Raw genomic sequence first — 26,450 nt, 5'->3', positions numbered from 1 at the left:
CCTGCTGTGGAATAAAGTACAACCGGCGCCCAGCATAACATTCTTCGGGCGGACGCAGGGTAAAGATGCTTAAAGATTAACTATTTTTTTCCTGATAATCAAAGACCTGATGAGCATTGCAGTAAGCGAGGAAATTAGCGATGCTAAGCGGCTTGCTGAAGTAATAGCCCTGCATGAAGTTAACGCCGCGTTCTTGCAGGAACTGCATCTGCTCGGCGGTTTCCACGCCTTCGGCCACCGTCAGCATTTTCAGCTTTTTCGCCAGCGAAATCACCGCATCCAGCACCGGTGCGGTGACGGTGTCCTGGCCGATGGTGTTGACGAAGCCGCGATCAATCTTCAGGTAATCCATGGTGAAACGCTCAAGATAGATCAACGCGCTGTGGCCGGTGCCAAAATCGTCCACCGCGATCTCGATGCCCTGTTTATGCAGCCAGTCGAACTCCGCCAGCGCGCTCTCTTCTTCCACCATGCCGCGTTCGGTGATTTCAAACACCAGCGTAAAGTAATCGCCCGGCAGCTGCGCCAACAGTTCATACACGTCCTGATGGAATGACGGCGCGCTAAGGTGGGCGGGGGAAATATTGAGGCCGACCTTGCCTCCCCGCGGCAGCGCCTTGGCGAGCTGCGGCGCATCTTCGGCAATCAGCCTGAACAGATGGCGGGTGAGCGGCACGATCAGCCCGTTGCTTTCGGCGTACGGGATAAAGACATCCGGGGGAATGCGGCCCTCGATAGGATGCTGCCAGCGGATCAACGCTTCCAGCCCGCCGATGCTGTTGCTGCCGGTATGGAACACCGGCTGATATTCGATGAAGAACTCGTTGCGCTTGATGCCGCGCAGCAGCGCGCGCTCCGGGCTTTGCCGCAACAGCAGCATGTAGTAGCAGAGCACGCCGATCATCAGCGACAGCACCAGGCTGCCCAGCAGCGTCAGGCGAATATCGTTGGGCGTCAGTTTCTCGTTGTAGAACAGGATGCTCAGCGGCAGATTGGGCAGCGTCAGGGTGTCCGCCTTGTCTTGCGGCAACTGCGCGATCGGCATCAGGTTCGGGCTGAAGGTGGTCAGCGCGCGGTTGCCCATCACGATGGCGATGCCCGGCGCCTGCTCGTCATGCGAAGTGAACAGCAGGTAGGGCATCAAATTGATGTCCAGCGTGGCGAGGATGCCGGTCGCCGATGCGCCAGGATGCCGCAGCCAAACCGCGACCGCCGGCTTGTCCGGCACGATCGGCGTGCCCTGCTGCAGCTTCAGATCCAAAGGCAGGTGGGTATCGATGTCCTGATACAGGTTTTTCATCGGCAGCATCATGTCGCCGGTGGCGGAGGAGCAGTAGGCGTAACCGTCTTTCACCAGCAGGAAGGTGCGTACGCCGCTGGTAAAGGCCGCCTGATAGGTGATGTCCGACTGGCTTGAGAGGCAGGGTTTGTCCAGCAGCGGCATCATTTTTTGCATGACATCCGTCAGGTGCGAGATATAACCCAGCGCGAATTTTTGCGTACGCGCTTCAACCTTGTGTTGATATTGCGTGCGCTGGTGGTTGATCAAAGAAAGTGTGACCGCGGTGAATAGCGTAAAAAATAGCAGGGCGGCGACAACGCTTTTGGCCAGACTGCGCTGTCGGTGCGACACGCTGCGAGAGAACGCCCTTTTCAAGCCCATAACCGAGACCTCTGCAACGGGGCGTCAGGCGTGTCGCGCAGCCATTTAATGGATTGTGCCAACGGCTTTTTTTTCATTTTTTGCCTTTTATCCCGTACCCAACCGGCGACGCGTTTAAATACAAGGCGTCGCCGACAGAAATATAATGCACCTATTAAGCGGAAACGTTTTAAATAACGCCGGGCGCGCCGTTGCCGTCATCTGACGATAATAGGCGAGTTTTTCCTCGTCGGCGCGATTTCCGGCCGGCAGTTTATCAAAATAATGGTGTGAGGTGACGATAAGGCCTGGCTCAGCCCCGGTGGCTCTCGTTCGACAGCCAAAAAAAACGCCGCCCGTAGGCGGCGTTTATCGCTCGTTTGGTATTCAGGATCTTCAGGGCGTTGCGCCGTCAGCCGTTGGTCAACACTCGGCGCGCTTCTCGATAACGTTTATTCCAATAGTTATCGGTCAGCTTGGAAATCATGACGCCACTGCTGGTAGAAGCGTGAACGAACTGATCGTTGCCTAAATAGATGCCGACATGGCGCCCGGTAGAACCGGCGCGGAACAGCACCAAATCGCCGGCGCGCAGTTTGGTGCGCTGGATTTTCTTACCGAGATCTTCCTGTTCGTAGGTAGAACGCGGTAAATCCATGCCGAACTGTTCGCGGAAGGTGCGCTGTACAAACGCCGAGCAATCGATGCCGCGCTTGGTGTCACCGCCTAAACGGTAGCGAACGCCTTTCCAGTCCGCGTACTGATCCATAATCTTTGACTTGACGTCAACGTTGCGGACCATCGCTTCGAATTCATCCTGAGAGGCTTGCAGTAAAAGACCGTCTTTGTCATTAACTGCACGCATCTCAGTTTGTGCGTTACTCAAGTTCGAAGTGTGAGTCGAGCTGCACGCTGACAGCATAACCGCAGCGGCAATTGCAGGGACTACCCGCAAAAAATATCTCAGAAACGGTTGAGATTTGACCATTGTTGTTGTTTTCCCTTGAAGTCCTTAACGACGAAAGTCGCTACCTGAAAAATGCCAAACGAAACGAGCCTAGTCCGCACCTGTTGCATCGACAATCAGTTACCGTTGAAAACGTGCGGGAACGCACATTTTTATCGGATTCCGTACTGATTCGACTTAAACCAGGCACAAACGCATCTGAGATTACCGGAACAAATAGGGGATTGCGAGTCTTTTTCCGGTCTTTTTTATATGAATTTGTGATGTAACATAATGTAAATCTTCATATAAAAAACGCCAATTGTCCGATGTATGAATCTGGCGTGAAATCAGGTTGCAAAAGCGTTAACGGGGGGCGGAGAAATTTTGCGCATCGCGAGGGGATAAAACGCGGGAGGCGGGCGCCTCCCGGAATGACTCATAGACGTAAGTTATGGTTGGCCGGGGCGGTGCTTGCCGGGCAACAGGCGATTCAACCGTTCGATAATCCAGTCGCTGCAAGGCGTCATCAGCACCCAACTGGCGCCAACCAAGACCACGGACAGCGAGCCTACGGCGATATCGGTAAACCAGTGGGCGCCAATCATCACGCGTGGCAATGAAAAGATCAGCGTAATCAGCAGGGCGACGGCGAAGGCGCCGCGGCCGAAATAGCGCAGCATAAAGCAGGAAAAAATAATCAGCATCATGCCGTGGTCGCCGGGGAAGCTGTCGCCGGAGGCGTCCTTGGTGGGGATGCCGGTCAATGCGCTGACGCGATTGATATTGTCGAAGGTCAGGGTGGGGCTCGGATGCTTCACCGGCAGCAGGTGGCCAAGCTGATTCAGCACCACGGCGGTCAGCAGCATCACCACGCCGGTGATCACCAGACGGCGGCGGCCGGCGGCGTCCTGCTTCAGGTAGAAGTACAAATACAGCAGGCCCATGGCGAGCAGTGAAATCACATCGAACGCGCGGTTGTTGGTGATGGCGACCAGGTGCAAAAATGCCGGGTCGGTAGCCAGATGGCGGTTAAAGAAGAAGAAGATCGCCGAATCCAGGGTAAACCAGCCGCCGTGATTGGCCGGCAGGAACCAGGACAGAAACAGCGCAACGCCCAGTAAGTTGAAGAAGAGAATGAAGGGTAAATTGCGGCGTGTCATGACATAAACCTGTTGGAAAAATGAAAACGAAACAAAACCGGCCGCCCTGCGGCAACCGGGGGGCAACGGTACGGGGTTTAACTTAAACGAATCTTAAACAAGGCGGATTGCAGGGCGTTCCAGTCGGCATTTTCGCTGTGGATCAGTTCAACCCGGCTGTCGAGCGGCGCGTTCGGGCGGGTTTCGATGTTGAGATCCTGGCCCTGGCGATTGATCAGCAACGTGCCTTCGGGGATGCGCACCACGCCTTTGGCACGTTCGACCGGCGCCAGCCGCACCCATTCCATAAAGCCGACGGTATCGAACCGGGTGTCGCCGTCAAAAATCCAGCCGCAGCTGGTGAAGCCTTGCCCTTCGTTCAGCGCTCGCCGCCAACGCGCGTTCTCCGGCAGCCGCAACGCCGCCAGTCCCTGCGTTTTCGCCTGACCATGATGATGTCGTGCGTCCGGTAATTCTGTACGATTTGTGCGAGGAAGCGACAACAACGCGACATCCGCCTCACCTTGCGCGATGGCGTAGCAGGGCCGCTGCAGCGGATCTTGCGCCGTCCAGGCTTCCAGCGCCCGTCTGTCTTCCGGCCGATAGGTATCGCTTTTGCTGGCCAGGATAACGTCGGCCGCGGCCAGCTGATCGCGGAAGTTTTCGTTGTCGCGGTAGCGGGGCTGACTGAGTTGACGGGCATCCAGCAGGCACAGCGTGGCCTGCAGATCGATCCAGCCGGCATAGCTCTCCTGGGTCAGCAGCGACAGGATTTGCTTCGGATGCCCGAGCCCGGTCGGCTCGATCAGCAGCCGGTCCGGTTTGGTCTGCTGCAACAGCATATTCAGACCCACCTGCATCGGCAGGCCGTTGACGCAGCACATGCAGCCGCCGGGGATCTCTTTGAGCACCGCGCCGCTGTCCGCCAGCAGCGCGCCGTCGATGCCTATTTCGCCGAATTCGTTGACCAGTACCGCCCAGCGTTCATGCTCGGGCTTATGGGCCAGCAAATGGCGGATGGCGGTGGTTTTACCGCTGCCGAGGAAGCCGGTAATCAGATTGGTTTTAGTCATTAATCATTCCTGGGTGCAAAAATCAACCTGCCTAATAAATGAGCGATTCTGCGCGGTCGCGGCGGCGAGCGCGATTTAATTTGTGCTCTACCTCGCAAATTTTGCACGCCACCCTGCGCTTTTCAACCGGCAAAATCCACTTTTCTTTGCAAGAAAACTCTTAGATAAAACCCTGTATTAGATACGGTTAACTTTTGTTAGTAGCTTGTTTTTACATTGTTAATGACGCGATTAACGATCAAATCTCGTCCCTTTCCTTGCGATTATTCCGAACAAGATCCTCTATGGTTAAATTGGCTTAACTAAAAATGAGGTTGCCATGAATACCTTTCGGTTATTTTTGATCGTAGGAATGTTGTTTTCATGGACGGCAGTGAGTCAGGCAGGAGTGGCCGGCGGGGTAATTCGCTTCGTCGGCTCTATCGTTGAAAGTCCTTGCACGGTCAAGATTGCAGATTCTAAGGCGAATACGCAATGTTACCGCAACGGCCAGCATTATCAGGCCCAGCAAGCGTTGTCAGGTTTTGATACTACACGCAAAGAACTTCCGCTGAATCTTGGCACAACCGAAATGAAGTGGGTAGACCAACAGAAGAAACTTGCTGTTATGACGGTCGTTTATCGTTAAGTCGTTCCGCCATGCCGGCGTAACGTTACGTCGGCATGGTTATTCTCAGCCTGCAGGCACTTCACCGCTTCACCCACTCCTTCACCGTTTCACGCGCACCGCGATCGCGCAGTGACAAATAGGCTTGCGTCACCGCCTCGGTAAACGCGGCATGCGTCGCCAGCTGTTCGCCAAACACCGATTTCAGCGCCAGGAGCGCCGTTACGCGCCGCCGATCGTCCGGAGTGGCGGCGATCGTCTGTTGCAGGACATCTGCCAGCGGATCGCGAATGTCGATGGGCTGGCCGGCGTCATCGACACCGCCGACGTACCGCATCCAGCCCGCCACGCCCAGCGCCAGCCCGCTATAGTCGCCGCCGTGCCGCAGATGCCAGCGCACGGCGTCCAGCAGGCGCTGCGGCAGCTTTTGCGTGCCGTCCATGGCGATCTGCCAGGTGAGGTGTTGCAGCGCCGGATTGCTGAAGCGCGCGATAAGCTGCGCGGCGTAGTCGGGCAGACTGATGCCGGTGACGCTCAGGGTTGGGGCCTGCTCGCACAGCATCAGCCGCTGTGCGGCGCGGCGGTAGTGCTCGTCCGCCATGCACTCGTTGATATAGCGGTAGCCGCCCAGGTAACCGAGATATGCCAGGAACGAGTGGCTGCCGTTCAGCATGCGCAGCTTCATATGCTCAAACGGCAGCACATCGCGGACCAACTGGGCGCCGACCAGCTCCCATGCCGGGCGTCCGGCGGCGAAATTGTCTTCCACGACCCATTGAATGAAGGGCTCGCAGGCGATGGCGCATTCGTCACGCACGCCGCCCAGCGCGGCGGCGATCTCATCCAGCGTGGCCGGCGTGGCGGCCGGAACGATGCGATCGACCATGGTGCAGGGGAAGGTGGCGGCGGAGGCTATCCAGTCGGCGAGCGACGGATCCCGCGCCTGCGCCAAATCGAGCACCGCCCGGCGCAGGACGTGGCCGTTCTCCGGAATATTGTCGCAGGAGAGCAGGGTGAAGGCGGGCAGCTCGCGTTCACGCCGCAGCCGCAGCGCCTCCACCAAAATGCCGGGCGCGGTCTGCGGCTGATGCGGCGCCGCCAGATCGGCGACGATCCCCGGATGCCGCCGATCCAGCCGCCCGCTGCCGGGTTCGATGCAGTAGCCCTTTTCGGTAATGGTCATCGAGACGATCGCCACCTGCGGCTCGGCCAGCTTCTCCAACACCGCGGCGATGCCCTCCAGCTTGCGGTGCACGCTCTCATGCACTGCGCCGATCACCAGGGCCTGATGGCCGTCCGCGCCTTTCTCCAGCACGCTGTATAAATGATCCTGTTGCCGCAGCGCCTGAAACAGCGGCACGCCGCCGGACAGGCTGATCTCGCAAATGCCCCAGTCGCCGCCCTGGGCGTTCAACACCCGATCGGTCAGCAGCGCCTGATGCGCACGGTGGAACGCGCCGAAACCCAGGTGCACGATGCGGCTGCGCAGGGCCCGGCGATCATAATTCGGTTGCCGGACGGCGCCCGGCAGCGGGGTGTTGGCGATCGTATTCATCTCATCTCCAAAGCGAGTAGACAGCTGGCGGGCCACTTGCGTCAAGTTAGCGGACCAGTTTGCCGACGCAAGGGCAGCGGGGGCCGGCGATAAAAAACTGCCACCAGTCTAAAGTTATCGGCAGGTTAAGGGAATTGGTCAGGCCAAAATAAGCCAGAATCGTGAAGCGGATCAACCAATGAACGGTTCAATTTTGACAGCGCACGGCGAAAGAGTAAGTTAAAGCTAGCTGACATCTAAATTAAACTGGTATAACAACATCGCGATGCGAGACAGGCATAAGGACACAACATGGAACAAACATGGCGTTGGTATGGCCCGAACGATCCGGTCTCTTTGGATGACGTGCGTCAGGCTGGGGCGACCGGGGTGGTCACGGCGCTGCACCATATTGCGAACGGCGAAGTCTGGCCGATCGACGAGATCCGCGCGCGGCAGGCGCTGCTGGCGGAAAAGGGGCTGGTGTGGTCGGTGGTGGAGAGCGTGCCGGTACATGAAGAGATCAAAACCCACAGCGGTGACTGGCGGCGGTACATCGCCAATTACCAGCAGTCACTGCGCAACCTCGCGGCCTGCGGCATCGACACCGTCTGCTACAACTTCATGCCGATCCTCGACTGGACGCGCACCGATCTGGCCTATTCGCTGCCGGACGGTGCCAAAGCGCTGCGTTTCGATCAAATCGCCTTCGCTGCGTTCGAGCTGCATATCCTGCAACGCGCCGGCGCCGAGGCGGACTATACGGCGCAAGAGCGTAGTCAGGCGGCGGCCTATTTCGCCGCCATGAGCGAGGAGGAGAAAGCCACGCTGACGGGCAATATCATCGCCGGGCTGCCGGGGGCGGAAGAAGGCTATACGTTGGAGCAGTTCCGCCGCCGCCTGGCGGAATACGACGGCATCGACAAGGCGCAGCTGCGCGAAAACATGGCGGTCTTTCTGCGCGCCATCGTGCCGGTGGCGGAAGAGGCCGGCATCCGGCTGGCGGTGCATCCCGACGATCCGCCGCGGCCGATCCTCGGCCTGCCGCGCATCGTCTCCACGATCGAAGACATGCAGTGGCTGAAGCAGACCGTCGACAGTATTCATAACGGCTTCACCCTATGCACCGGTTCCTACGGCGTGCGCGCCGACAACGATCTGGTGCGGATGATTGAAACCTTCGGCGATCGCATTCACTTTACCCACTTACGCGCCACCTGCCGCGAGGAAAACCCGAAAAGCTTCCACGAGGGGGCGCATCTGCAGGGCGATGTGGACATGGTGGCGGTGATCGAAGCGATCCTGACCGAAGAACTGCGTCGGCAGCGGGCGGGCGATCGGCGGCCGATCCCGATGCGCCCCGATCATGGGCATCAGATGCTGGACGATTTGAAAAAGAAAACCAATCCGGGCTATTCGGCCATCGGGCGGTTGAAAGGGCTGGCGGAGCTGCGCGGCGTCGAGCTGGCGCTCAAGCGGCGCTTTTTCCCGGAATTGCCGTAGCGGAAAAGGAAACGGGGCCGAGTATCGGCCCCGCTGGCACGACTAGTCGGCGCGGCTCATGTAGCGGCGTTCGGCGATATGAATGCGGATCTTGTCGCCGGCGCTGAGGTATTCCGGCACATGGATCACCAGACCGGTCGCCATGGTGGCCGGCTTGTTGCGGGCGCTGGCGGAAGCGCCTTTGATGCCCGGCGCGGTCTCGACGATTTCCATATCCACGGTCTGCGGCAGCTCCAGCGCCAGCACCTGGCCATCCAACGTCAGCACCTGCATGCCCGGCAGGCCGCCTTCCGGAATGAACAGCAGTTCGTCTTCGATCTGGTCTTTCTTGAAGATGTACGGCGTGTAATCTTCGTCATCCATAAACACGTATTCTTCGCCGTCGATATAGGAGAAGTTCACCTTGCGGCGCGACAGGGAAATGGTGTCCAGGATATCGTCGCCCTTGAAGCGTTCTTCTACTTTCAGGCCGGTGCGCACGTCGGAGAAGCGCATTTTGTACAGGGTGCTGGCGCCGCGGGCGCTCGGGCTCTGCACATCGATATCTTTTACCAGCAGCAGCTTGCCGTTGTAGCTGATCGCCATGCCGCGTTTAATTTCGTTAGCTCTTGCCATTTCAATTCATCCGCAATGAAGAGTATTAGAGAAGTTGCGACAAGGTACTCGCGCCGCCGATTTCAGGCAATAGCCCGGCGCAAAAACAGTACGGGAAAGGGAGGGCGGCAGCCCTCCCGTCGGGGATTATCGGAAGACCGGCAGCAGGCCGAACAGCGACAGAATATGCGCGGCGGCGTTGATCAGTCCAAACAGGATGACGAACAGGATCACGCCGTTGCCGCCCGGTGCGCGATAACCGGCCTGCGGATAGCGGCGGCGGCTGGCGCGCGCCATCAGCGCCGGCACGATCACCGCCCAGATGGTGGCCGCCAGCCCGGCGAAGCCGATGGCGTACAGGAAACCGTTCGGGAACAGCAGCGCGGCCAGGGTCGGCGGCACGAAGGTCACCAACGCGGTCTTGCTGCGCCCGACGGCGTCGTCCTTGAACTTGCAGAAGTCCGCCAGATAATCGAACAGGCCCAGCGACACGCCGAGGAACGAGCTGGCCAGCGCCATATAGGAGAAGGCGTTCAGCAGTTGGCTGACGGTCTGGCTGCTGGAGACGTTGCCCATTTGCTTGAGCAGGCTGCCGATATTGCCGCCTTCGGCGATCACCTGCTTAAAGGCATCGCGCGCGATATTGCCCTGAATCACATACTGCCACAGGATGTAGATAGCCAATGCCAGCAGGGTGCCGTACACCAGGCTGCGCACCACGGAGCCGCTGTCCTTGTGGTAGTACTTCACCAGCCCGGGAATGTTGCCGTGGTAGCCGAACGAGGTCAGCAGGTAAGGCAGCGCCGCCAGGGCGTAAGGCAGATAGCTGGCCTGGTCATCGCCGGTGTTGAACAGCACCGCGGGCTGCACGTGGGTGAACATGTCGCCCACGGACATCACGAAGGTGATCACCATGCCGCCGATCAGAATGGTGCTCAGGCGGTCGACCGCGCGGGTGGAGAGCCAGACGATAAACGCCACGACCAGTGCGAATACCAGGCCGGCGGTGGTCTGGCCGACGCCGACGATGCCCTCCAGCGTATGCGCGATAATCGAGCCACCGGCGGAGATATAGGCGTAGGTCAGGATATACAGCACGAACGCTACCGACAGGCCGTTCACGGCGTTCCAGCCCTTACCCAGCAGGTCTTTGACCATGGTGTTGAAGCTGGCGCCGCTCGGGTAGTGCAGCGTGGCTTCGAGGATCATCAGGCCGGAAAGCAACATGCAGGCCCAGGTATACACCAGCAGAGCGACGGAGCCGCTGAACCAGACACCGGAAGTGACGATCGGAATGGAAAACATGCCGGCGCCAACGGCGGTTCCGGCAATGATCATCGCGCCGCCGAGGACGGAAGGGCGGGCCAGCTTCTGGATGGTGTCCGTAGACATGCGTGCTCCTGATGGAAGAGGTTCTTTTGTACTAGCTCAATGGTACATGGGTGCATGGCGCATGTAAAGCGTGGGAATTGCACGCTTCACGCGTTTTTGTCTTTAAATTGCGGCTTTTTGGGCATTTATTCGTCAGGTGGCGAATCCGGCGGGGCAAGACGGTTGCGGGACGAGTGTAAAGATCGCCAAGGCGCAGGGATTCTGCTGGCGGCCGCCGCACGCGGCTGCTATTGTCGCGCTTCTTTTCCCCAGCCCACCAGGAGTAGCGCTGATGGACTGTCGCAGCGACTGCGGCGCTTGCTGTATCGCGCCGTCAATATCCAGCCCGATCCCCGGCATGCCGAACGGCAAGCCCGCCAATACCCGCTGTATTCATTTGGATGAACAGCTACGCTGCGGCCTGTTTCATTCGCCGCTGCGGCCGAAGGTGTGCGGCAGCCTGCAGCCGAGCCGCGACATGTGCCACGATCACCGCGATCAGGCGCTGATCTACCTCGCCAGACTGGAAGCGGACACCGCGCCTTAAGCGTCTTTCAACCGCCACAGACACAGCGTCGCGCCTGCGGCCATCGCCAGCGCGGCGTAAAACACCGCATGGTAGTTCCAGATTTCCGCCACCGCGCCGGCGATGGCGCCGGCGATAACCCAGCCGACTCGAATGGTGTTGGTGAACAGCGTGGTGGCCGTGCCGGGCTGACCGGGCATCAAATCCTGGAAGTAGAGCATGCCGATCCCCGCCAGCACGCCGATAAACGCCGCATTCAACAGCTGCAGAGCGATGAGTTGCCCATTGCCGGTGATAAACAGCAGGCCGCAGTAGAACAGTACGCCGGCGACGGCGGCGCCGAGCATCAAACACCGTTTGCCGCAGCGTTTCGCCACCATGCCGGCGATCAGCATGATCGGGATTTCCAGCCCGGCGGCGGTGCCCATCAGCACGCCGACCAGCCGCTCCGGCAGCCGCAGTTCGTGCACCATATACAGCGGCATGTTGATCAGGTACATGCTGTTGGCGGTCCACATCAGGGTGCTGGCGCCAAACAGCAGCAGCGCGTCGCGGCGATGCTGGCGCGGTGCGGCCAGAGGCGCGCTCGCCACGGCGCTTTTCGGCATGGAGGGCAGCCGTTTCCACACCAGCAGGCCGCACAGGACAAAGGCCGCCGCGCCCGCCAGATACAGGGTTTTGAAGCCGAAACTCAGCGCCAGCGCGAAGGCGATCGGCGGGCCAATGACCCAGGCCAGGGAGACCTGGGCGCGCATGATGGAGGTGAACATCACCGCCTCGCGGCCGGTACGGTCGGCATGCTCACGCGCCAGCGCAAACATCTGCGGGTTGGCGGTGGAGCCGAAGCTGGTAAGCACCACGCCGACGATCAGCAGCAGATAGTAGTTGCGGCTCCAGGCGAACAGCGTGAACCCCAGCGCACCCAGCATGCAGCAGAGGAAGATCAGCGATTTGCGGTCGCCTTGTTTATCCGAGCGGCCGGCGAGAAACTGGCTGACCAGAATGCCGATCACCGCGCTGCCGGTAAAGAACAGCCCGACCAGCGCCGGCCGCACCTTGACCTCGGTTTCCAGAAACAGGCTCAGCGTCGGGGTTTGCAACGCACCGGCGATGCCGGTAAGAAACGCCACCGCCAAAAAGGCCAGCGAAGTGAGATCGGGCGCGCGTCGCGTTATTGCGGATGAAGTCGGCATGGTGGTTGATAATTCGTCGAAAAAGGAAGGTCGCGCGCATCATACGCCCGTTGAAATGAAACGCAAACCGCTATCCATTGGCGCAGGGTAAGCGAATATGTCGCGCGGCGACGAGGAAAACAGAGGGCGCGTTGCGCCTAATGCCGGTCACTTAAGCCTGACTGGTATTTTTTATCCAGTCTCTTTACGTGACGTGCAGGATGAATTGCCGTAAATCCCCCGAATTTCTCTGTTACTACAATGAACGGCAATTGGAGGGGCCGAAGGCGCGGCCCCTCCCCCCGCGCCCTTGCTTAACACCGTCTGTCCGCTGTGCGGATGCCCTCGCCGCGTCTGCATTGTCGGGCGGGTCGGCTGCGACAAACATCCCTGTTAGTCTCGCCTCAACCGGCCTTCCCTGGCCGGTTGCCCCTGACAATGCCGTCTTGCTCGGCAGCCGGTGATGCGCGCCTAAGGTCAACACCCGAGCTGGCAGCTACCGGGCAACCTGTCCCTTATGAGGTTATGGCAGAGAAGAGAAATCGGAGATGAGCACGGTATTGGACGCCCTTGAAGACGCCGAACGCAGGCATGGCGCATTAGGAGAAACCGCCATGGACGGCGGTTTCAGGTGAGACAGGCAGGGACGCCTGTCGCAACCGGCCTCAATGCGGTATGGCGGAGAGAGGGCAGTTGGCAAAGCCAACCGTCTGATAGGGCAAAGGCGCGGGTTGCCAGGGGCCGCGCCTTCGGCCCCTGGCTCGGTCGAGGTGCTGGAGCCTCATGATGCACCTCTCATTTATCGACCGAAAACGACTCGAGTACTTCAAAAAAACGCTAACTGACCAGCATTACGCGTTGCGCGCCCCTTGCTTGCCGGTAAATCAGGCGCCTTGCGGCACCGCGTGCGCGGTATTTTTCAACGTCGGCCCCTGATACTTCTCGATCTGCAGCTGCGCCATCTGCCCGCAGTTGCCCTGCGCCAGGCTGGAAGAGCCGATATCGAAGGTCAGACAGTTGACGTTGCCGTTCTTGCACAGCGAGCCGGGCTGCGCCGGATCGGCCGGATCGAACCAGGCGCCCTCGCTGATGCGCACCACGCCCGGCCGCACGTCTTCGCTGACCACCGCGCCCACCAGGATCTGGCCGCGATCGTTAAACGCCCGCACCAAATCGCCGCCGGTGATGCCGCGCGGCTGCGCGTCCTGCGGGTGGATCAGGATCGCTTCACGATCCGCTACCGCGTATTTCTCGCGCAGCGGCGTATTGTCGAGCTGGGAGTGCAGCCGGTTGGTCGGGTGCGCGGTATTGAGCGACAGCGGATATTTGGCCGCTTCCGGCCCGCGATACCATTCGTGCGGCGGCATCCAGGTCGGGATGCCGGGGCAATCCGCATAATGCATTTTGGCAATCGCATCGGAGTAGATTTCGATCTTGCCCGACGGCGTGCCCAGCGGGTTCAGCAGCGGGTTGTCACGATAATCGGCGAAGCGCACCCACTGCGTGTTGGCCTCCGGCACCGGGAAGCGCACGTAGTTGTTGGACTGCCAGAACATGTCGAACGGCGGCAGCGCCACCCGCGCGGCGCGCGCCTGGTTTTTCATGTCGTCATACATGCCTTTCAGCCACTGGGTTTCGTCCTTGCCCTCGGTAAACGCTTCCTGTACGCCCAGCCTGGCCGCCATCGCCGAGAAAATGTCGAAGTCGCTGCGCGATTCATGTTGCGGCGGCACGCATTGATGCATCGGGAACACGTAGAGCTGCGAATAGTCGCCGCCCATTTCCAGATCGTTGCGCTCGTAGCTGGTGGTGGCCGGCAGGACGATATCGGCATGCTTGGCGGTGGCGGTCCAGTAAGGCTCGTTGACCACGATGGTGTCCGGCCGCTGCCAGGCTTTGACCAGGTTATTGGTGTCCTGATGCTGGTGGAAGGTGTTGCCGCCCGCCACATACACCATTTTCACCTCGGGGTAGGTGACCTTGGCGCCGTTGAAGTCGATGGTTTTGCCCGGATTGCTCAGGCATTCGGCGATGCGCGCTACCGGGATCGGCGCCGGCGAGTTCTTCGGCGCGTTGCCGGCGGAGATGCCGGCGATGATGCCGCCCTTGGCGGTCGGGCTGCCGCCGGACGAATAGTGGTAGCTGAAGCCGAAGCCGCCGCCCGGCAGGCCGATCTGGCCGAGCATCGCCGCCACCGTCACCAGCAGCCAGTGCTGCTGTTCGCCGTGATGCTGGCGCTGAATGCCCCAGCCGCCCATGATCATGGTGCGGTGCTTCGCCATCTCGCGCGCCAGCGCGCGCAGCGTGTCGGCATCGACGCCGCTGATGTCGGCCGCCCATTCGGCGGTTTTCGCCACGCCGTCGCTCTCGCCCAGCAGGTAGGCCTGGAACTTGTCGAAGCCGACGGTATAGGTTTTCAGGAAGTCCGGGTTATGCAGCTTCTCGGTCAGCAGCGTGTGGGCGATGCCGATCAGCATGGCGCCGTCGGTATAAGGACGCGGGGCGATCCACTGCGCATTGACGAACTTGGCGCTGTCGCTGTGCACCGGATCGATGCTGATCACCCGGGTACCTTTCTTCTTCAGCGCCTCAAAGCCGGTCTGGCCGACGTGATCCGGCACGTTCCAGCTGTTTTTCAGCGTGACCATCGGGTTGCAGCCCCACAGGATCACCAGCTCGCTGTTCTCGATCACGTTCGGCCAGGCGGTCTGCTGTTCGTAGACCTCCATCGAACCGACCACGTGCGACATGATCACCTGCGCTGCGCCGGTGGAGTAGTCGCCGGCGTAGCCGAGGAAACCGCCGGTCAGGTTCATCAGGCGCTGCAGCAGCGTGCGGCTGTTGTGCAGCATGCCGACGCTTTTCCAGCCGTAGGAACCGGCGTAGATCGACTGCGGCCCGTGATCTTTTTGCAGGCGAACGATCTCATTGCACACCAGCTCGGTCGCTTTGTCCCAGCTGACGCGCACCCACTCGTCGCGGCCGCGCAGCTCGGTATGGCTGCCGGGGCCGCCTTCCAGCCAGCTTTTACGCACCATCGGGTATTTGATGCGGTTCTCGGCGTGCACCTGATAAGGCGCCATGGCGATCAGCTCATTCGGATACGGATCGTCCTGCACCGGCTGCACGCCGACCATCTTGCCGTCTTGCACGATGGCTTCAAACGCGCCCCAGTGGGCGCCGGTCAGAATGCCTTTTTGCGCCTGACGCAAGACGATGAACTGCGGCAGCGCTTCGCTGATGGCCTGCGCCAGCGCCGCTTTGGGCCATAAGCCTGCCAGCAGCGGGGCGGCGGCCAGCGCGGCGGCCCCGGTCAGGAAGCGGCGGCGGCTCATTGTTAACGGTTGTTGGTTGCTCATTGCGCTTCTCCCTTAAAGCTTGGCCGGTGCGGCAGGTGGCATGTCGCTGGCGTGTTTTTGTACGTATTGCGTCAGCACGCGCAGCTGTTCCTGCGTCAGCGAGGTACGCGGCGCCATGCCTTTGATGACGCCGATCCATTGGTTGGCGTTGAAGCGATCGAGCGCGGTCAGCCCGTGGCAGCCGGTGCAGTTGGCCGACATCATGTCCGCGGCGTAGCGCCAGATTTTTTGCTGATCGTCGATCAGCTGCTTGCGCGGCAGCCACACCTGCAGAGAGACCTGATGCCAGACCAGGCCGGTTTCCGCATCGGTCTGGGTGGACGCGGTCTTCAGCTGTTTGCGCGCGTTTTCACCCAGCAGCACGCTGAGGATGCGTTTGCCCTGCGCGGCGTAGAACACTTCGCTGACCCCGTCTTGCTGCCAGCCGCTCACGGTGGCCAGCACCTTGTCGCCATCCTGTTTCACCACCTGCACTTCGGTGGACGGCATCAGGTTGCCGGCATTATGGCTGTCGTCTGCGCTGAGGAAGAACGGTTCGGTGGCGATGGTGTAGAGGGTGGTGGCGCCCGGTGCGGTCAGCGCCGCGGCCTTGGCCAGCTCGGCGGCGCCGGCCTGGGTTTCGCCGCTCATGTCCGGCAGGATGTGGGCCACGCCTTTATGGCAGTCGATGCAGGTTTCGCCCTGTTTGATCGCCACCGGGTGCTGCAGGCGCGCCTCAGGGCGCTGGGCGGTGATGTCCATGGCGTCGTAGCTGTGGCAGGAGCGGCAGGTGGCCGAGTCGTTCTCTTTCAGCGTCTTCCAGACCGACTGCGCCATCGCCAGCTTGTGCGCTTCATATTTTTCCGGCGTATCGATGGTGCCGACCATCTCGCCGTAGATGTCTTTTACCGCGCGGATTTTGGTCCACAGGTAATCGATCGGCTGGTGCGGCACGTGGCAGTCGGCGCACTCGGCGCGGATACCCTTGGTGTTTTGGAAGTGGACGCTGCCCTGATATTCGGCCAGCGGTTGTTGCATGGTGTGGCAGGAAACGCAGAAGGCGGTATCGCTGGTTTTATGGAATACGGTGGCGGTCCCGGCCAACAGCGCCGCGCCGAGGATAATCCCCAGCAGCAAAAGCCATAGCCATCCCCACCGGCGCTTTTTTTCAAAGCCAGTCAGTTTTTTGCTCATGGTAAACCCGCTTATAATTATGAATTTAAAATAAAATCTTGCCAAAAGGCCGCCGACCGGAGGTCAGAATGCCACGTCGATTGCAGGGGTAATGATAGAAGAGGGTTAACCCCATGGGGTTATCCGTAGTCAAAAAAATGGCGTATATCGCAAAAAATAGCGTTATATTCTATTTTATATAGCGATGGGCTGTGAGGCAGGCAACGCGAACGCCGCGCGCTCGCGAAGGGCTCAGGCCGTTGGCAAGTAGGTTTGGCCGCTCAGCCACAGGCGGATCGCCGTGCGGCTGGCTTCGAAATGGGGTTCCGGCAGAGAGTCTGGCGCGCACCAGCGCCATTCGGCGCATTTTTCGGGTTCTTTCAGCTCGGCTTCGCCGCCGGGATGCGCCACCTGCAGACAGATGGACACCGTGTGTTTGCCTTCGGCGCGCCAGGTTTGCAGATTGTTGCTGACGCCAACGAAGCGCGGCGGATCGATGATCAACCCGGTTTCTTCGGCAATTTCGCGCTGGGCGCACTGCTCGAAGGTTTCACCGGCATCCAGATGCCCGCCGGGGATCGACCAAAAGGGCGCGTGGGAGCCGCAGCGTTTGCCCAGCAAAATCTCGCCTTGCGGGTTCACGATGATCACCCCGACGCCCGTCACTACATTCATGCTTTTCTCCGTCAGCAAAGTTTCAGCACAGTATGTCATTTTGCCCCGGCGCTGACCAATGCGCCGATGAAAGTGTGCGTAAGCTCAAAAATCTGCAATGGCGAAAGGGAGAAAACTTGCTTTCATCTTGCGCTGCTTACACACTCCTTGAAACGTTTCAGCGTTATCCGACCGCTTGTGGGCAGCGGGTAACGCTCCTTTTTCTCAATGAAGCTGAAACGATTCAATTCAGCAGGAGAGGAGAATCATGTTCCAGTTGTCACCGCAAGACATTCATCTGGGCGCCGCTGCCGCCGATAAGCAGGAGGCCATCCGTCAGGTGGCCGCCGCGCTGACCGACGCCGGCTGCGTCAGCGCCGGTTATGTGGACGGCATGCTGCAGCGCGAACTGCAGACGTCCACCTACCTGGGCAACGGCATCGCCATTCCGCACGGCACCACCGATACCCGCGATCTGGTGTTGAAAACCGGCGTGCAGGTGTTCCAGTTCCCGCAGGGCATCGCGTGGGGGGAGGGCCAGACCGCCTATGTGGCGATCGGCATCGCCGCCCGTTCCGACGAGCATTTGGCGCTGCTGCGTCAGCTCACCCACGTGCTGAGCGATGACAGCGTGGCGGAGCGGCTGGCGAAAACCACCTCCGCGGAAGAGCTGCGCAGCCTGTTGATGGGCGAACGGCAGAGCGCCGAATTCCAGTTCGACGTTTCGCTGATTGCGCTCGACGTCGCCGCCGACAGCCTGATGACGCTGCAGGCGCTGAACGCCGGCCGTCTGCAAAAAATCGGGGCGGTCAACGCGCAGTTCGTCAGCGATGCCATCACCCGCAAGCCGCTGAATCTGGGGCAGGGCATTTGGCTGAGCGACAGCGTTGAAGGCAACCTGGCCAGCGCGGCCACCGTCAGCCGCCCGGCGCAGGCTTTCGTGGAAGACGGCGAGCCGGTGGCGCTGCTGCTGACGGTGTCGGTCGCCGACGCGCAGCCGCTGGCGGTGCTCAACTACCTCAGCGATCTGCTGCTGGCCAACAAAGCTGAACGCTTGCTGAAGGCGGATGCCGCCGGCGTGCTGGCGCTGCTGACCAGCGACGTGGCGGAAGAGAGCAGCGTGCTGAGCGCCGAGTTCGTGATCCGCAACGAGCACGGTCTGCACGCGCGGCCGGGCACGGCGCTGGTCAACGTGATCAAAAGTTTCAACAGTGACATCACCGTCACCAACCTGGACGGCAGCGGCAAGCCGGCCAACGGGCGCAGCCTGATGAAGGTGGTGGCGTTGGGCGTGAAGAAAGGGCATCACCTGCGCTTTACCGCCAATGGAGAAGATGCTGAAGCCGCGCTGAAGGCGATTGGCGAAGCGATTAATGAAGGACTGGGCGAGGGCGCAGCATGAGCAGAAGAGTAGCAACAATCACCCTGAACCCGGCGTACGATCTGGTGGGTTTCTGCCCGCAGATTGAACGCGGGGAAGTCAACCGGGTAAAAACCGCCGGCCTGCACGCCGCCGGTAAGGGCATCAACGTCGCCAAGGTGTTGAAAGATTTAGGCATCGACGTCACCGTCGGCGGCTTCCTGGGCAAAGATAATCAGGACGGTTTCCAGCTGCTGTTCAGCGATCTGGGGATCGCCAACCGCTTTCAGGTGGTGCCGGGGCGCACCCGCATCAATGTCAAGCTGACGGAAAAAGACGGCGAAGTGACCGATTTCAACTTCTCCGGCTTCGAAGTGACGCCGCAGGACTGGGATCGCTTCGTCAGCGACTCGCTGAGCTGGCTGGGCCAGTTTGACATGGTGGCGGTGAGCGGCAGCCTGCCGGCCGGCGTCGATCCCGACGCGTTTACCGACTGGATGACCCAACTGCGCGCCAAGTGCCCGTGCATCATTTTCGACAGCAGCCGCGAAGCGCTGGTCGCCGGGCTGAAGGCCTCGCCGTGGCTGGTCAAACCGAACCGCCGCGAGCTGGAAATCTGGGCCGGCCGCCCGCTGCCGACGCTGGCGGACGTGGTCGAGGCCGCGCATGCGCTGCGCGAACAGGGCATCGCCCACGTGGTCATCTCCCTCGGCGCGGAAGGCGCGCTGTGGGTTAACGCATCCGGCGCCTGGATCGCCAAACCGCCGTCCTGTGAGGTGGTCAGCACCGTGGGCGCCGGCGATTCGATGGTCGGCGGCCTGATTTATGGCCTGCTGATGCGCGAATCCAGCGAACACACCCTGCGTCTGGCCACGGCGGTAGCGGCGCTGGCGGTCAGCCAGAGCAACGTCGGCGTGACCGATCGTCCCCAGTTGGCCGCGATGATGGCGCGCGTCGATCTGAAACCTTTCAATCAATAGCAGGAGGCAGAATGAAAACGCTGCTGATGGTAGACAGTTCGCAGGGACAGGCCCGTGGCCACCTGGCGAAACGCATGCTGGAGGCCGCCGCGGCCAAAGCCGGCCTGACGCTGGTCGAGTCGCTGCAGGACGCCGAACTGGTGGCGGTGGCGGGGCAGGCTGCTCCTGCTGACGCCGCGCTGAACGGCAAATTGATCTATGTGGGCGAGGTAGAACAGGCGGTGCGTGAACCGGACGCGTTTCTGGCGCGCGCCCAGGCCGAAGCTGAAACCTATCAGGCGCCGCAGGCAGCGGCGGCGGTGAAAGCCGATGGACAAAAACGCATCGTGGCGATCACCGCTTGCCCAACCGGCGTGGCGCACACCTTTATGGCGGCCGAAGCCATTGAAAGTGAAGCCAAGAAACGCGGCTGGTGGGTGAAGGTGGAAACGCGCGGCTCCGTCGGCGCCGGCAACGCCATCACCCCGGAAGAAGTAGCGGCGGCGGATCTGGTGATCGTCGCGGCGGACATCGAAGTGGATCTGGACAAGTTTGCCGGTAAGCCGATGTATCGAACTTCCACCGGTCTGGCGCTGAAGAAAACCGCGCAGGAACTGGACAAGGCGCTGGCCGAAGCCGAAGTGTTCCAGCCGCAGCAGCGCAGCGGCGCGGCGCCGACGGCGAAGAAGAAAGAGGGCAACGGCCCGTATCGTCACCTGCTGACCGGCGTGTCCTACATGCTGCCGATGGTGGTGGCGGGCGGTTTGTGCATCGCGCTGTCGTTCGTGTTCGGCATCAAGGCGTTTGAGGTCAAGGGCACCCTGGCGGCGGCGCTGATGCAGATCGGCGGCGGCTCCGCCTTCGCGCTGATGGTGCCGGTGTTGGCCGGTTTCATCGCTTTCTCCATCGCGGATCGTCCGGGCCTGACGCCGGGCCTGATCGGCGGCATGCTGGCGGTGAGCACCGGCGCCGGGTTCCTTGGCGGCATCATCGCCGGTTTCCTGGCGGGTTATGTCGCCAGGGCGATCAGCAGCAAGCTGCGCCTGCCGCAAAGTATGGAAGCGCTGAAGCCCATCTTGATCATTCCGCTGGTGGCCAGCCTGATCACCGGCCTCATCATGATTTACGTGGTCGGCACGCCGGTGGCGAAAATCATGGAAGGCCTGACCCATTGGCTGCAGTCTCTGGGCACCGCCAACGCCGTGCTGCTGGGGGCGATCCTGGGCGGCATGATGTGCACCGACATGGGCGGCCCGGTGAACAAAGCGGCCTACGCGTTCGGCGTGGCGCTGCTCAGCTCCTCGGTGTATGCGCCGATGGCGGCCATCATGGCGGCGGGCATGGTGCCACCGCTGGCGATGGGCCTGGCGACGCTGCTGGCGCGCCGCAAGTTCCCGAAATCCGAACAGGAAGGCGGCAAGGCGGCGTTGGTGCTGGGGCTGTGCTTCATCACCGAAGGGGCGATTCCGTTCGCCGCCCGCGATCCGATGCGCGTGTTGCCGTGCTGCATCGCCGGCGGGGCGCTGACCGGCGCGCTGTCGATGGCCTTCGGCGCCAAGCTGATGGCGCCGCACGGCGGCTTGTTCGTGCTGCTGATCCCGGGCGCGATTTCGCCGGTGTTGCTGTACCTGGTGGCGATCGCCGCCGGCACGCTGTTGGCCGGGGTGGCTTATGCCCTGCTGAAACGTGCTGAAGTACCGGCGGCCAGCGTGGCGTAACGGCGATCCAGCCATAAAAAAACCGGAGCCCAGGCTCCGGTTTTGTCGTTTGGGCGCCGCGTTACTGCTGCGCTTTCAGCCAGGCGATCTCTTCGGCCCAAATATCCGGGTTTACCGTTTCCAGAATCAGCGGGATATTGTCGAAACGCGGATCGCGCATGATGTAGCTGAACACCGTTTTGCCGATGTTGCCTTCCCCCAGGCTGTGATGGCGGTCGACGCGGCTGTTGAACTCGCTCTTGGCGTCGTTCAGGTGCATGCCGCGCAGGTAGTTGAAACCGACGATGTCGCCCAACTGCTTGAAGGTGCGCTCGCACTCTTCTTCGGTGCGCAGATCGTACCCGGCGGCGAAGGCGTGGCAGGTGTCGATGCAAACGCCGACGCGGCTTTTGTCTTCGACGCCGTCGATGATCGCCGCCAGGTGCTCGAATTTGAAGCCCAGATTGCTGCCCTGGCCGGCGGTGTTCTCGATCACGGCCGTCACGCCGGCGGTTTTATCCAGCGCGATGTTGATCGATTCGGCGATGCGCGCCAGGCACTTGTCTTCGTCGATTTGCAGCAGGTGGCTGCCGGGGTGGAAGTTCAGCAGCGTCAGCCCCAGCTGTTCGCAGCGCTGCAGCTCGTCGATAAACGCCTCGCGCGATTTTTCCAACGCGTCGGCTACCGGGTGCCCCAGATTGATCAGGTAGCTGTCGTGCGGCAGGATTTGCCCCGGCCCGTAACCGTACTGGGCGCAGGCGCTCTTGAACTTATCGATCACGTCGGCGGCCAGCGGGGCGGCCTTCCATTGACGCTGATTTTTGGTGAACAGGGCGAACGCGGTCGCCTCCAATTCGTGCGCGCGGATAACCGCCTGATCCACGCCGCCTGACGCGCTGACATGTGCACCGACAAACTTCATCTTCATTCTCCTGTGTTATCGGTGACATTATGGCATTGATGGCGGGCGGATTGAATGGCGAAAAGCGGCGGCCCGCCGAAGCGGGCCGCCGAGGGAGATTACAGCAGGTGTTGCACCAGTTGGTTTATCGCGCCGCCGCCGACCAGCAGCCAGACGAACAGCAGCGTTGCCAGCAGAATCGGTTTCATCCCGGCCTGGCGCACGGCGCTGATGTGGGTAGTCAGCCCCAGCGCCGCCATCGCCATCGCCAGCATCCAGGTGTCGGCGGTGATCAGGTGCCGCACCAGCGTGGCCGGCAGCAGGTTGAAGGAGTTCAGCCCGGCGACGGCGATAAACAGCACGGCGAACCACGGAATGGTGATGGCGGATTTTTCCGCCTTGCCTGCGCTGCCTCGGCTGATGTAGCCCGACAGCAGCAGCAGGAACGGCGCCAGCATCATCACGCGGATCATCTTGGCGATCACCGCCGCATTTTCGGCGTCCGGCCCGATGGCGTGCCCGGCGGCGACCACCTGAGCCACTTCGTGGATGGTGGAGCCGGCGTAGATGCCGAAGGTTTCCTGGCTGAACGGCAGCCACTGGAAGTGTTCATTCAACTGATACAGCCACGGATAGGCGAAGATCGCCAGGGTGCCGAACACCACCACGGTCGAAACCGCCACCGCCACTTTGCTGGAGTCGGCCTTCAGCACCGGCTCGGTGGCCATCACCGCCGCCGCGCCGCAAATGCTGCTGCCGGCGCCGATCAGTATCGCGGTTTGGCTGTCGATGCCGAACACTTTCTTGCCGAGCCAGCAGGCCAGCAGGAAAGTGGTGATCAGGGTCAGCGCATCGATGATGATGCCGCTGGCGCCCACGTCGGCGATCTGCTGAAAGGTCAGCCGGAAGCCGTAAAGGATAATGCCCAGACGCAGCAGGCGCTGTTTGGCCAGCTGTACGCCGCTGTGACAAACGGTTTGCCAGCGGGGGTACAGCGTGTTGCCCACCAGAATGCCGAGCAGGATCGCCAGCGTCAGCGCCCCCAGCCCCAGCTCCGCCACCCAGGGAATGTCGCCGGCCCAGACGGCCAGCGCGGTGAGCGCGCCGGTCAGCGCCAGCCCCGGCACCAGCCGCGGCAGGCCGAACAGCGGGAAGCGTCGCTCGGGGTAAGTGTGAGTGGTATCAGTCGCCATATAAAGTCAGTCCTTCAGTCTGTTTCTTGCGGTCAAGAGTACGTTTGGGCTGAATAAAAGAGAAATTGATTATATATTTATAACCTATCTGAATAAGTGGTATGGGGTCAGCCATTGGCATAACGCCGCATTGCGGCTAGGGTGTGGAGGAGCGGCGAGCCGCCGTCAATTTTCCAACTAACAGGAGCAGGTGATGGATACCGACGATCAACGCAGAGAGCAGGTAGATCAGGAAGTGGGCCGCGCGGTGCGGCGGTTGATTGAAGAAAACAAGGCGATCGACCGCGACCATCTCGCGGCGATGCTGCAATTGATACTGCGGGACGAAACCGGCACGCCGCGAGAGCCGGTGCTGGCCGCGGCGGCGCAGCTGGTCGCGTTGGGCAAATAGCGCGCCGATCTGGCCGCAAACAGGGTAGCCTGGCAGGGCTGCCCACCACACCATGTGGGGGTTCTCTGGCAGAACCTTCTTTCAATACCGGGACAGCTATGCATATCACGTTGCGTCAACTGGAAGTCTTTACCGAAGTGCTGAAAAGCGGTTCGACCACGCAGGCCTCGGTGGTGCTGGCGCTGTCGCAGTCGGCGGTCAGCGCGGCGCTGGCGGATCTGGAAGGGCAGTTGGGCGTGCAGCTGTTCGATCGCGTCGGCAAACGGCTGGTGATTAACGAGCACGGCCGGTTGCTGTATCCCAAGGCGCTGGCGCTGTTGGAACAGGCGGGGGAGATAGAGCAGCTGTTTCGCCATGACGGCGGGGCGTTGCGCATCGCCGCCAGCAGCACCATCGGCAACTACATGCTGCCGGAGATGATCGCCCGCTACCGCCGGGATTTTCCCTCCACGCCGCTGGAGCTGAACGTCGGCAATAGCCAGGACGTAATCGTGGCGGTGGCGGATTTTCGCGTCGATCTGGGGCTGATCGAAGGGCCTTGCCATATGCCGGAGCTGGTGACGCAGCCGTGGCTGGAGGACGAGCTGGTGGTGTTCGCCGCGCCGGATAACCCGCTGACCCGTCAACCGCCGACGCTGGAGGCGCTGGCCAATGCGCCGTGGATCTTGCGCGAGCGCGGTTCCGGCACCCGTGAGGTGTTGGACCATCTGCTGTTGGCGCATCTGCCGCACTTCCAGCTGGTGATGGAGCTGGGCAACTCGGAGGCGATCAAGCATGCGGTGCGGCACGGCATCGGCATCAGCTGCCTGTCGCGGCGGGTGGTGGCGGAACAGCTGGCCAGCGGCGCGCTGGTGGAACTGCCGGTGCCGTTGCCGCCGCTGCGCCGCACCCTGTACCTGATCCGCCATCGGCAAAAGCACGTCTCCAACGCGTTGCAACGTTTTCTCAGCTATTGCGTGCTGTAACCGGCGGCACGTCAAGCCCTCTGCTGCCGCGCAGGCCGGAAAAAGCATAAAAACCTGCGCGCGCTCACATTAATGAGAGTAAGTAAGGCTATAAGGGCCGCAGCTAATAATTGCCTCTGAATTATGAAGCTATCTTATATCGGTGCAATGTTGCTAGTTCACCGGCGGGTATTTGTTACAATCCGCCCTCATTTTTCGAAGAGCAGATAGATAGGGAACGAATGGCTCAGCAGGATATAAAAACATCGGGGCAGCAAGCACCCGGATTGCGCCGTGAATTGAAAGCCCGGCATTTGACCATGATCGCCATCGGCGGCTCCATCGGCACCGGCCTCTTCGTCGCCTCGGGCGCCACGGTTTCTCAGGCAGGCCCCGGCGGGGCGCTGCTGTCTTACGCTCTGATCGGTTTGATGGTGTACTTCCTGATGACCAGCCTGGGCGAACTGGCGGCCTTTATGCCGGTCTCCGGTTCATTCTCCACCTACGGCGCCAAATACGTAGAAGAAGGCTTCGGCTTCGCGCTGGGCTGGAACTACTGGTACAACTGGGCGGTGACCATCGCCGTTGACCTGGTGGCCTCGCAGTTGGTGATGAGCTACTGGTTCCCGGACACCCCGGGTTGGATCTGGAGCGCGCTGTTCCTCGGCCTGATGTTCCTGCTGAACTACATTTCGGTGAAAGGGTTCGGCGAGGCGGAATACTGGTTCGCGCTGATCAAGGTCAGCACCGTGATTATCTTCATCGCCGTCGGCGTGATGATGATCGTCGGCATTCTGAAGGGCGGCGAGCATGCCGGCTGGCAGAACTGGACAATAGGAGACGCGCCGTTTGCCGGTGGCTTCTCGGCGATGATCGGCGTGGCCATGATCGTCGGCTTCTCGTTCCAGGGCACCGAACTTATCGGCATCGCAGCCGGCGAATCGGAAAACCCGGGTAAAAACATCCCGCGCGCGGTGCGTCAGGTGTTTTGGCGTATCCTGTTGTTCTATATCTTCGCCATTCTGATCATCAGCCTGATCATTCCGTACACCGATCCGAGCCTGCTGCGCAACGACGTGAAAGACATCAGCGTCAGCCCGTTCACGCTGGTGTTCCAACATGCCGGCCTGCTGTCGGCGGCGGCGGTGATGAACGCGGTGATCCTGACGGCGGTGCTGTCGGCCGGTAACTCGGGCATGTATGCGTCGACCCGCATGCTGTACACCCTGGCTTCGGAAGGCAAGGCGCCGCGCATCTTCGCCAAGCTGTCGAAAGGCGGCGTGCCGCGCAACGCGCTGTACGCGACCTGCGTGGTAGCCGGCCTGTGCTTCCTGACGTCGATGTTCGGTAACCAGTCGGTTTACCTGTGGCTGCTGAACACTTCGGGCATGACCGGTTTCATCGCCTGGTTGGGCATCGCCATCAGCCACTACCGTTTCCGTCGCGGCTACATGCTGCAGGGGCGCGATCTGAACGATTTGCCGTACCGTTCCGGTTTCTTCCCGCTGGGGCCGATCTTCGCCTTCGTGCTGTGTCTGATTATCACCCTGGGGCAGAACTACCAGGCCTTCCTGCAAGACAAGATCGACTGGTACGGCGTGACCGCGACCTACATCGGTATTCCGCTGTTCCTGCTGATTTGGTTTGGTTACAAGCTGTCGCAAGGCACCCGTGTCGTGAAGTACAGCGAGATGGAATTCCCGAAGATGGACGTGAAGTAATTTTCGGTG

At 61.0% G+C, this 26,450-nt stretch carries 22 protein-coding genes; 9 read left to right on the top strand and 13 right to left on the bottom strand.

The features are described 5' to 3' along the window. Window positions 1-76 precede the first annotated feature (76 nt). The 4 genes from CPH57_RS13045 to CPH57_RS13025 form a co-directional block, all read right to left on the bottom strand. Window positions 77-1,663 (bottom strand): cyclic di-GMP phosphodiesterase, encoded by a 1,587-nt coding sequence (locus CPH57_RS13045; RefSeq protein ID WP_033643816.1) that lies wholly within the window; start codon window positions 1,661-1,663, stop codon window positions 77-79. Between the two features lie 391 nt (window positions 1,664-2,054). Then, a complete protein-coding gene (gene mepS, locus CPH57_RS13040) occupies window positions 2,055-2,630 on the bottom strand; it encodes a bifunctional murein DD-endopeptidase/murein LD-carboxypeptidase (RefSeq protein ID WP_033643815.1) in 576 nt (191 codons plus the stop codon). A 410-nt stretch (window positions 2,631-3,040) separates the two neighbouring features. Beyond that, on the bottom strand, window positions 3,041-3,751 hold the full coding sequence (locus CPH57_RS13030) for a phosphatase PAP2 family protein (RefSeq protein ID WP_033643814.1): 711 nt from the start codon (window positions 3,749-3,751) through the stop codon (window positions 3,041-3,043). Window positions 3,752-3,828: 77 nt separating this feature from the next. Further along, on the bottom strand, window positions 3,829-4,803 hold the full coding sequence (locus CPH57_RS13025) for a GTP-binding protein (protein WP_033652532.1): 975 nt from the start codon (window positions 4,801-4,803) through the stop codon (window positions 3,829-3,831). A 319-nt stretch (window positions 4,804-5,122) separates the two neighbouring features. On the opposite strand from CPH57_RS13025, the gene CPH57_RS13020 reads away from it, so the two are divergent. Further along, on the top strand, window positions 5,123-5,431 hold the full coding sequence (locus CPH57_RS13020) for a type 1 fimbrial protein (RefSeq protein ID WP_004935734.1): 309 nt from the start codon (window positions 5,123-5,125) through the stop codon (window positions 5,429-5,431). A 61-nt stretch (window positions 5,432-5,492) separates the two neighbouring features. On the opposite strand, the gene CPH57_RS13015 is transcribed toward CPH57_RS13020, so the two are convergent. After that, window positions 5,493-6,965 carry a mannitol dehydrogenase family protein gene (locus CPH57_RS13015; RefSeq protein ID WP_046687524.1) on the bottom strand — a complete coding sequence of 491 codons (1,473 nt, stop codon included), beginning with the start codon at window positions 6,963-6,965 and terminating at the stop codon, window positions 5,493-5,495. 291 nt (window positions 6,966-7,256) lie between these two features. Here CPH57_RS13015 and uxuA point away from each other — a divergent pair, with 291 nt between their 5' ends. Further along, window positions 7,257-8,447 carry a mannonate dehydratase gene (gene uxuA / locus CPH57_RS13010; RefSeq protein ID WP_046687523.1) on the top strand — a complete coding sequence of 397 codons (1,191 nt, stop codon included), beginning with the start codon at window positions 7,257-7,259 and terminating at the stop codon, window positions 8,445-8,447. Window positions 8,448-8,489: 42 nt separating this feature from the next. On the opposite strand, the gene yeiP is transcribed toward uxuA, so the two are convergent. Together yeiP and mtr are read right to left on the bottom strand one after the other, a co-directional pair. Beyond that, window positions 8,490-9,062, bottom strand: coding sequence for an elongation factor P-like protein YeiP (yeiP, locus tag CPH57_RS13005; RefSeq protein ID WP_004935725.1), 573 nt, complete (start codon window positions 9,060-9,062; stop codon window positions 8,490-8,492). A gap of 126 nt (window positions 9,063-9,188) precedes the next feature. Continuing rightward, window positions 9,189-10,433, bottom strand: coding sequence for a tryptophan permease (mtr, locus tag CPH57_RS13000; RefSeq protein WP_047025330.1), 1,245 nt, complete (start codon window positions 10,431-10,433; stop codon window positions 9,189-9,191). A gap of 271 nt (window positions 10,434-10,704) precedes the next feature. Here mtr and CPH57_RS12995 point away from each other — a divergent pair, with 271 nt between their 5' ends. After that, complete coding sequence (locus CPH57_RS12995; RefSeq protein WP_019453627.1) at window positions 10,705-10,959, top strand: YkgJ family cysteine cluster protein; 255 nt, start codon at window positions 10,705-10,707, stop codon at window positions 10,957-10,959. On the opposite strand, the gene CPH57_RS12990 is transcribed toward CPH57_RS12995, so the two are convergent. The 4 genes from CPH57_RS12990 to CPH57_RS12975 form a co-directional block, all read right to left on the bottom strand. After that, window positions 10,956-12,131, bottom strand: a complete 1,176-nt coding sequence (locus CPH57_RS12990) for a sugar efflux transporter (RefSeq protein WP_096242440.1) — start codon at window positions 12,129-12,131, stop codon at window positions 10,956-10,958. The two genes, CPH57_RS12995 and CPH57_RS12990, sit on opposite strands and share 4 nt — an antisense overlap. Window positions 12,132-12,994: 863 nt before the next feature. Beyond that, on the bottom strand, window positions 12,995-15,469 hold the full coding sequence (gene torA, locus CPH57_RS12985) for a trimethylamine-N-oxide reductase TorA (RefSeq protein WP_096242439.1): 2,475 nt from the start codon (window positions 15,467-15,469) through the stop codon (window positions 12,995-12,997). Window positions 15,470-15,481: 12 nt separating this feature from the next. After that, window positions 15,482-16,642, bottom strand: a complete 1,161-nt coding sequence (locus CPH57_RS12980; RefSeq protein WP_060660452.1) for a NapC/NirT family cytochrome c — start codon at window positions 16,640-16,642, stop codon at window positions 15,482-15,484. Between the two features lie 231 nt (window positions 16,643-16,873). After that, a complete protein-coding gene (locus CPH57_RS12975; protein ID WP_033652539.1) occupies window positions 16,874-17,296 on the bottom strand; it encodes an NUDIX hydrolase in 423 nt (140 codons plus the stop codon). A gap of 247 nt (window positions 17,297-17,543) precedes the next feature. Between CPH57_RS12975 and fruB the strand changes: the two genes are divergently transcribed. Genes fruB through fruA form a run of 3 tightly spaced genes read left to right on the top strand, consistent with a single transcriptional unit; the run spans window position 17,544 to window position 21,312 of the window. Beyond that, window positions 17,544-18,677: a fused PTS fructose transporter subunit IIA/HPr protein gene (gene fruB / locus CPH57_RS12970; protein ID WP_033643805.1), complete on the top strand. Its 1,134-nt coding sequence runs from the start codon at window positions 17,544-17,546 to the stop codon at window positions 18,675-18,677. Next, the gene (fruK, locus tag CPH57_RS12965; RefSeq protein ID WP_015378523.1) at window positions 18,674-19,615 is read left to right on the top strand and encodes a 1-phosphofructokinase; all 942 of its coding nucleotides are present in this window, start codon (window positions 18,674-18,676) and stop codon (window positions 19,613-19,615) included. Before fruB ends, fruK begins: the two co-directional genes overlap by 4 nt. Window positions 19,616-19,626: 11 nt before the next feature. Continuing rightward, entirely contained in the window at window positions 19,627-21,312 is a 1,686-nt protein-coding gene (gene fruA, locus CPH57_RS12960) for a PTS fructose transporter subunit IIBC (protein WP_046687517.1), read from the top strand. Between the two features lie 61 nt (window positions 21,313-21,373). Here the strand turns inward: fruA and nfo are convergent, their stop codons facing one another. Both nfo and CPH57_RS12950 read right to left on the bottom strand, forming a co-directional pair. Then, a complete protein-coding gene (nfo, locus tag CPH57_RS12955) occupies window positions 21,374-22,213 on the bottom strand; it encodes a deoxyribonuclease IV (protein WP_033643802.1) in 840 nt (279 codons plus the stop codon). 98 nt (window positions 22,214-22,311) lie between these two features. Further along, on the bottom strand, window positions 22,312-23,385 hold the full coding sequence (locus tag CPH57_RS12950) for a YeiH family putative sulfate export transporter (RefSeq protein ID WP_033652542.1): 1,074 nt from the start codon (window positions 23,383-23,385) through the stop codon (window positions 22,312-22,314). 193 nt (window positions 23,386-23,578) lie between these two features. On the opposite strand from CPH57_RS12950, the gene CPH57_RS12945 reads away from it, so the two are divergent. The 3 genes from CPH57_RS12945 to CPH57_RS12935 all read left to right on the top strand — a co-directional run bounded on the left by CPH57_RS12945 (window position 23,579) and on the right by CPH57_RS12935 (window position 26,441). Then, window positions 23,579-23,776: a hypothetical protein gene (locus tag CPH57_RS12945; protein WP_033643799.1), complete on the top strand. Its 198-nt coding sequence runs from the start codon at window positions 23,579-23,581 to the stop codon at window positions 23,774-23,776. Window positions 23,777-23,874: 98 nt separating this feature from the next. Then, window positions 23,875-24,741, top strand: coding sequence for a DNA-binding transcriptional regulator YeiE (yieE, locus tag CPH57_RS12940; RefSeq protein WP_096242438.1), 867 nt, complete (start codon window positions 23,875-23,877; stop codon window positions 24,739-24,741). A gap of 221 nt (window positions 24,742-24,962) precedes the next feature. Next, complete coding sequence (locus CPH57_RS12935; protein WP_033643798.1) at window positions 24,963-26,441, top strand: amino acid permease; 1,479 nt, start codon at window positions 24,963-24,965, stop codon at window positions 26,439-26,441. Window positions 26,442-26,450: the final 9 nt, after the last annotated feature.

This window comes from Serratia sp. JKS000199 (assembly GCF_900215455.1).
In the GTDB taxonomy this organism is placed as follows: Bacteria; Pseudomonadota; Gammaproteobacteria; order Enterobacterales; family Enterobacteriaceae; genus Serratia; species Serratia ureilytica.
This window is presented reverse-complemented; position numbering and strand designations above follow the sequence as displayed.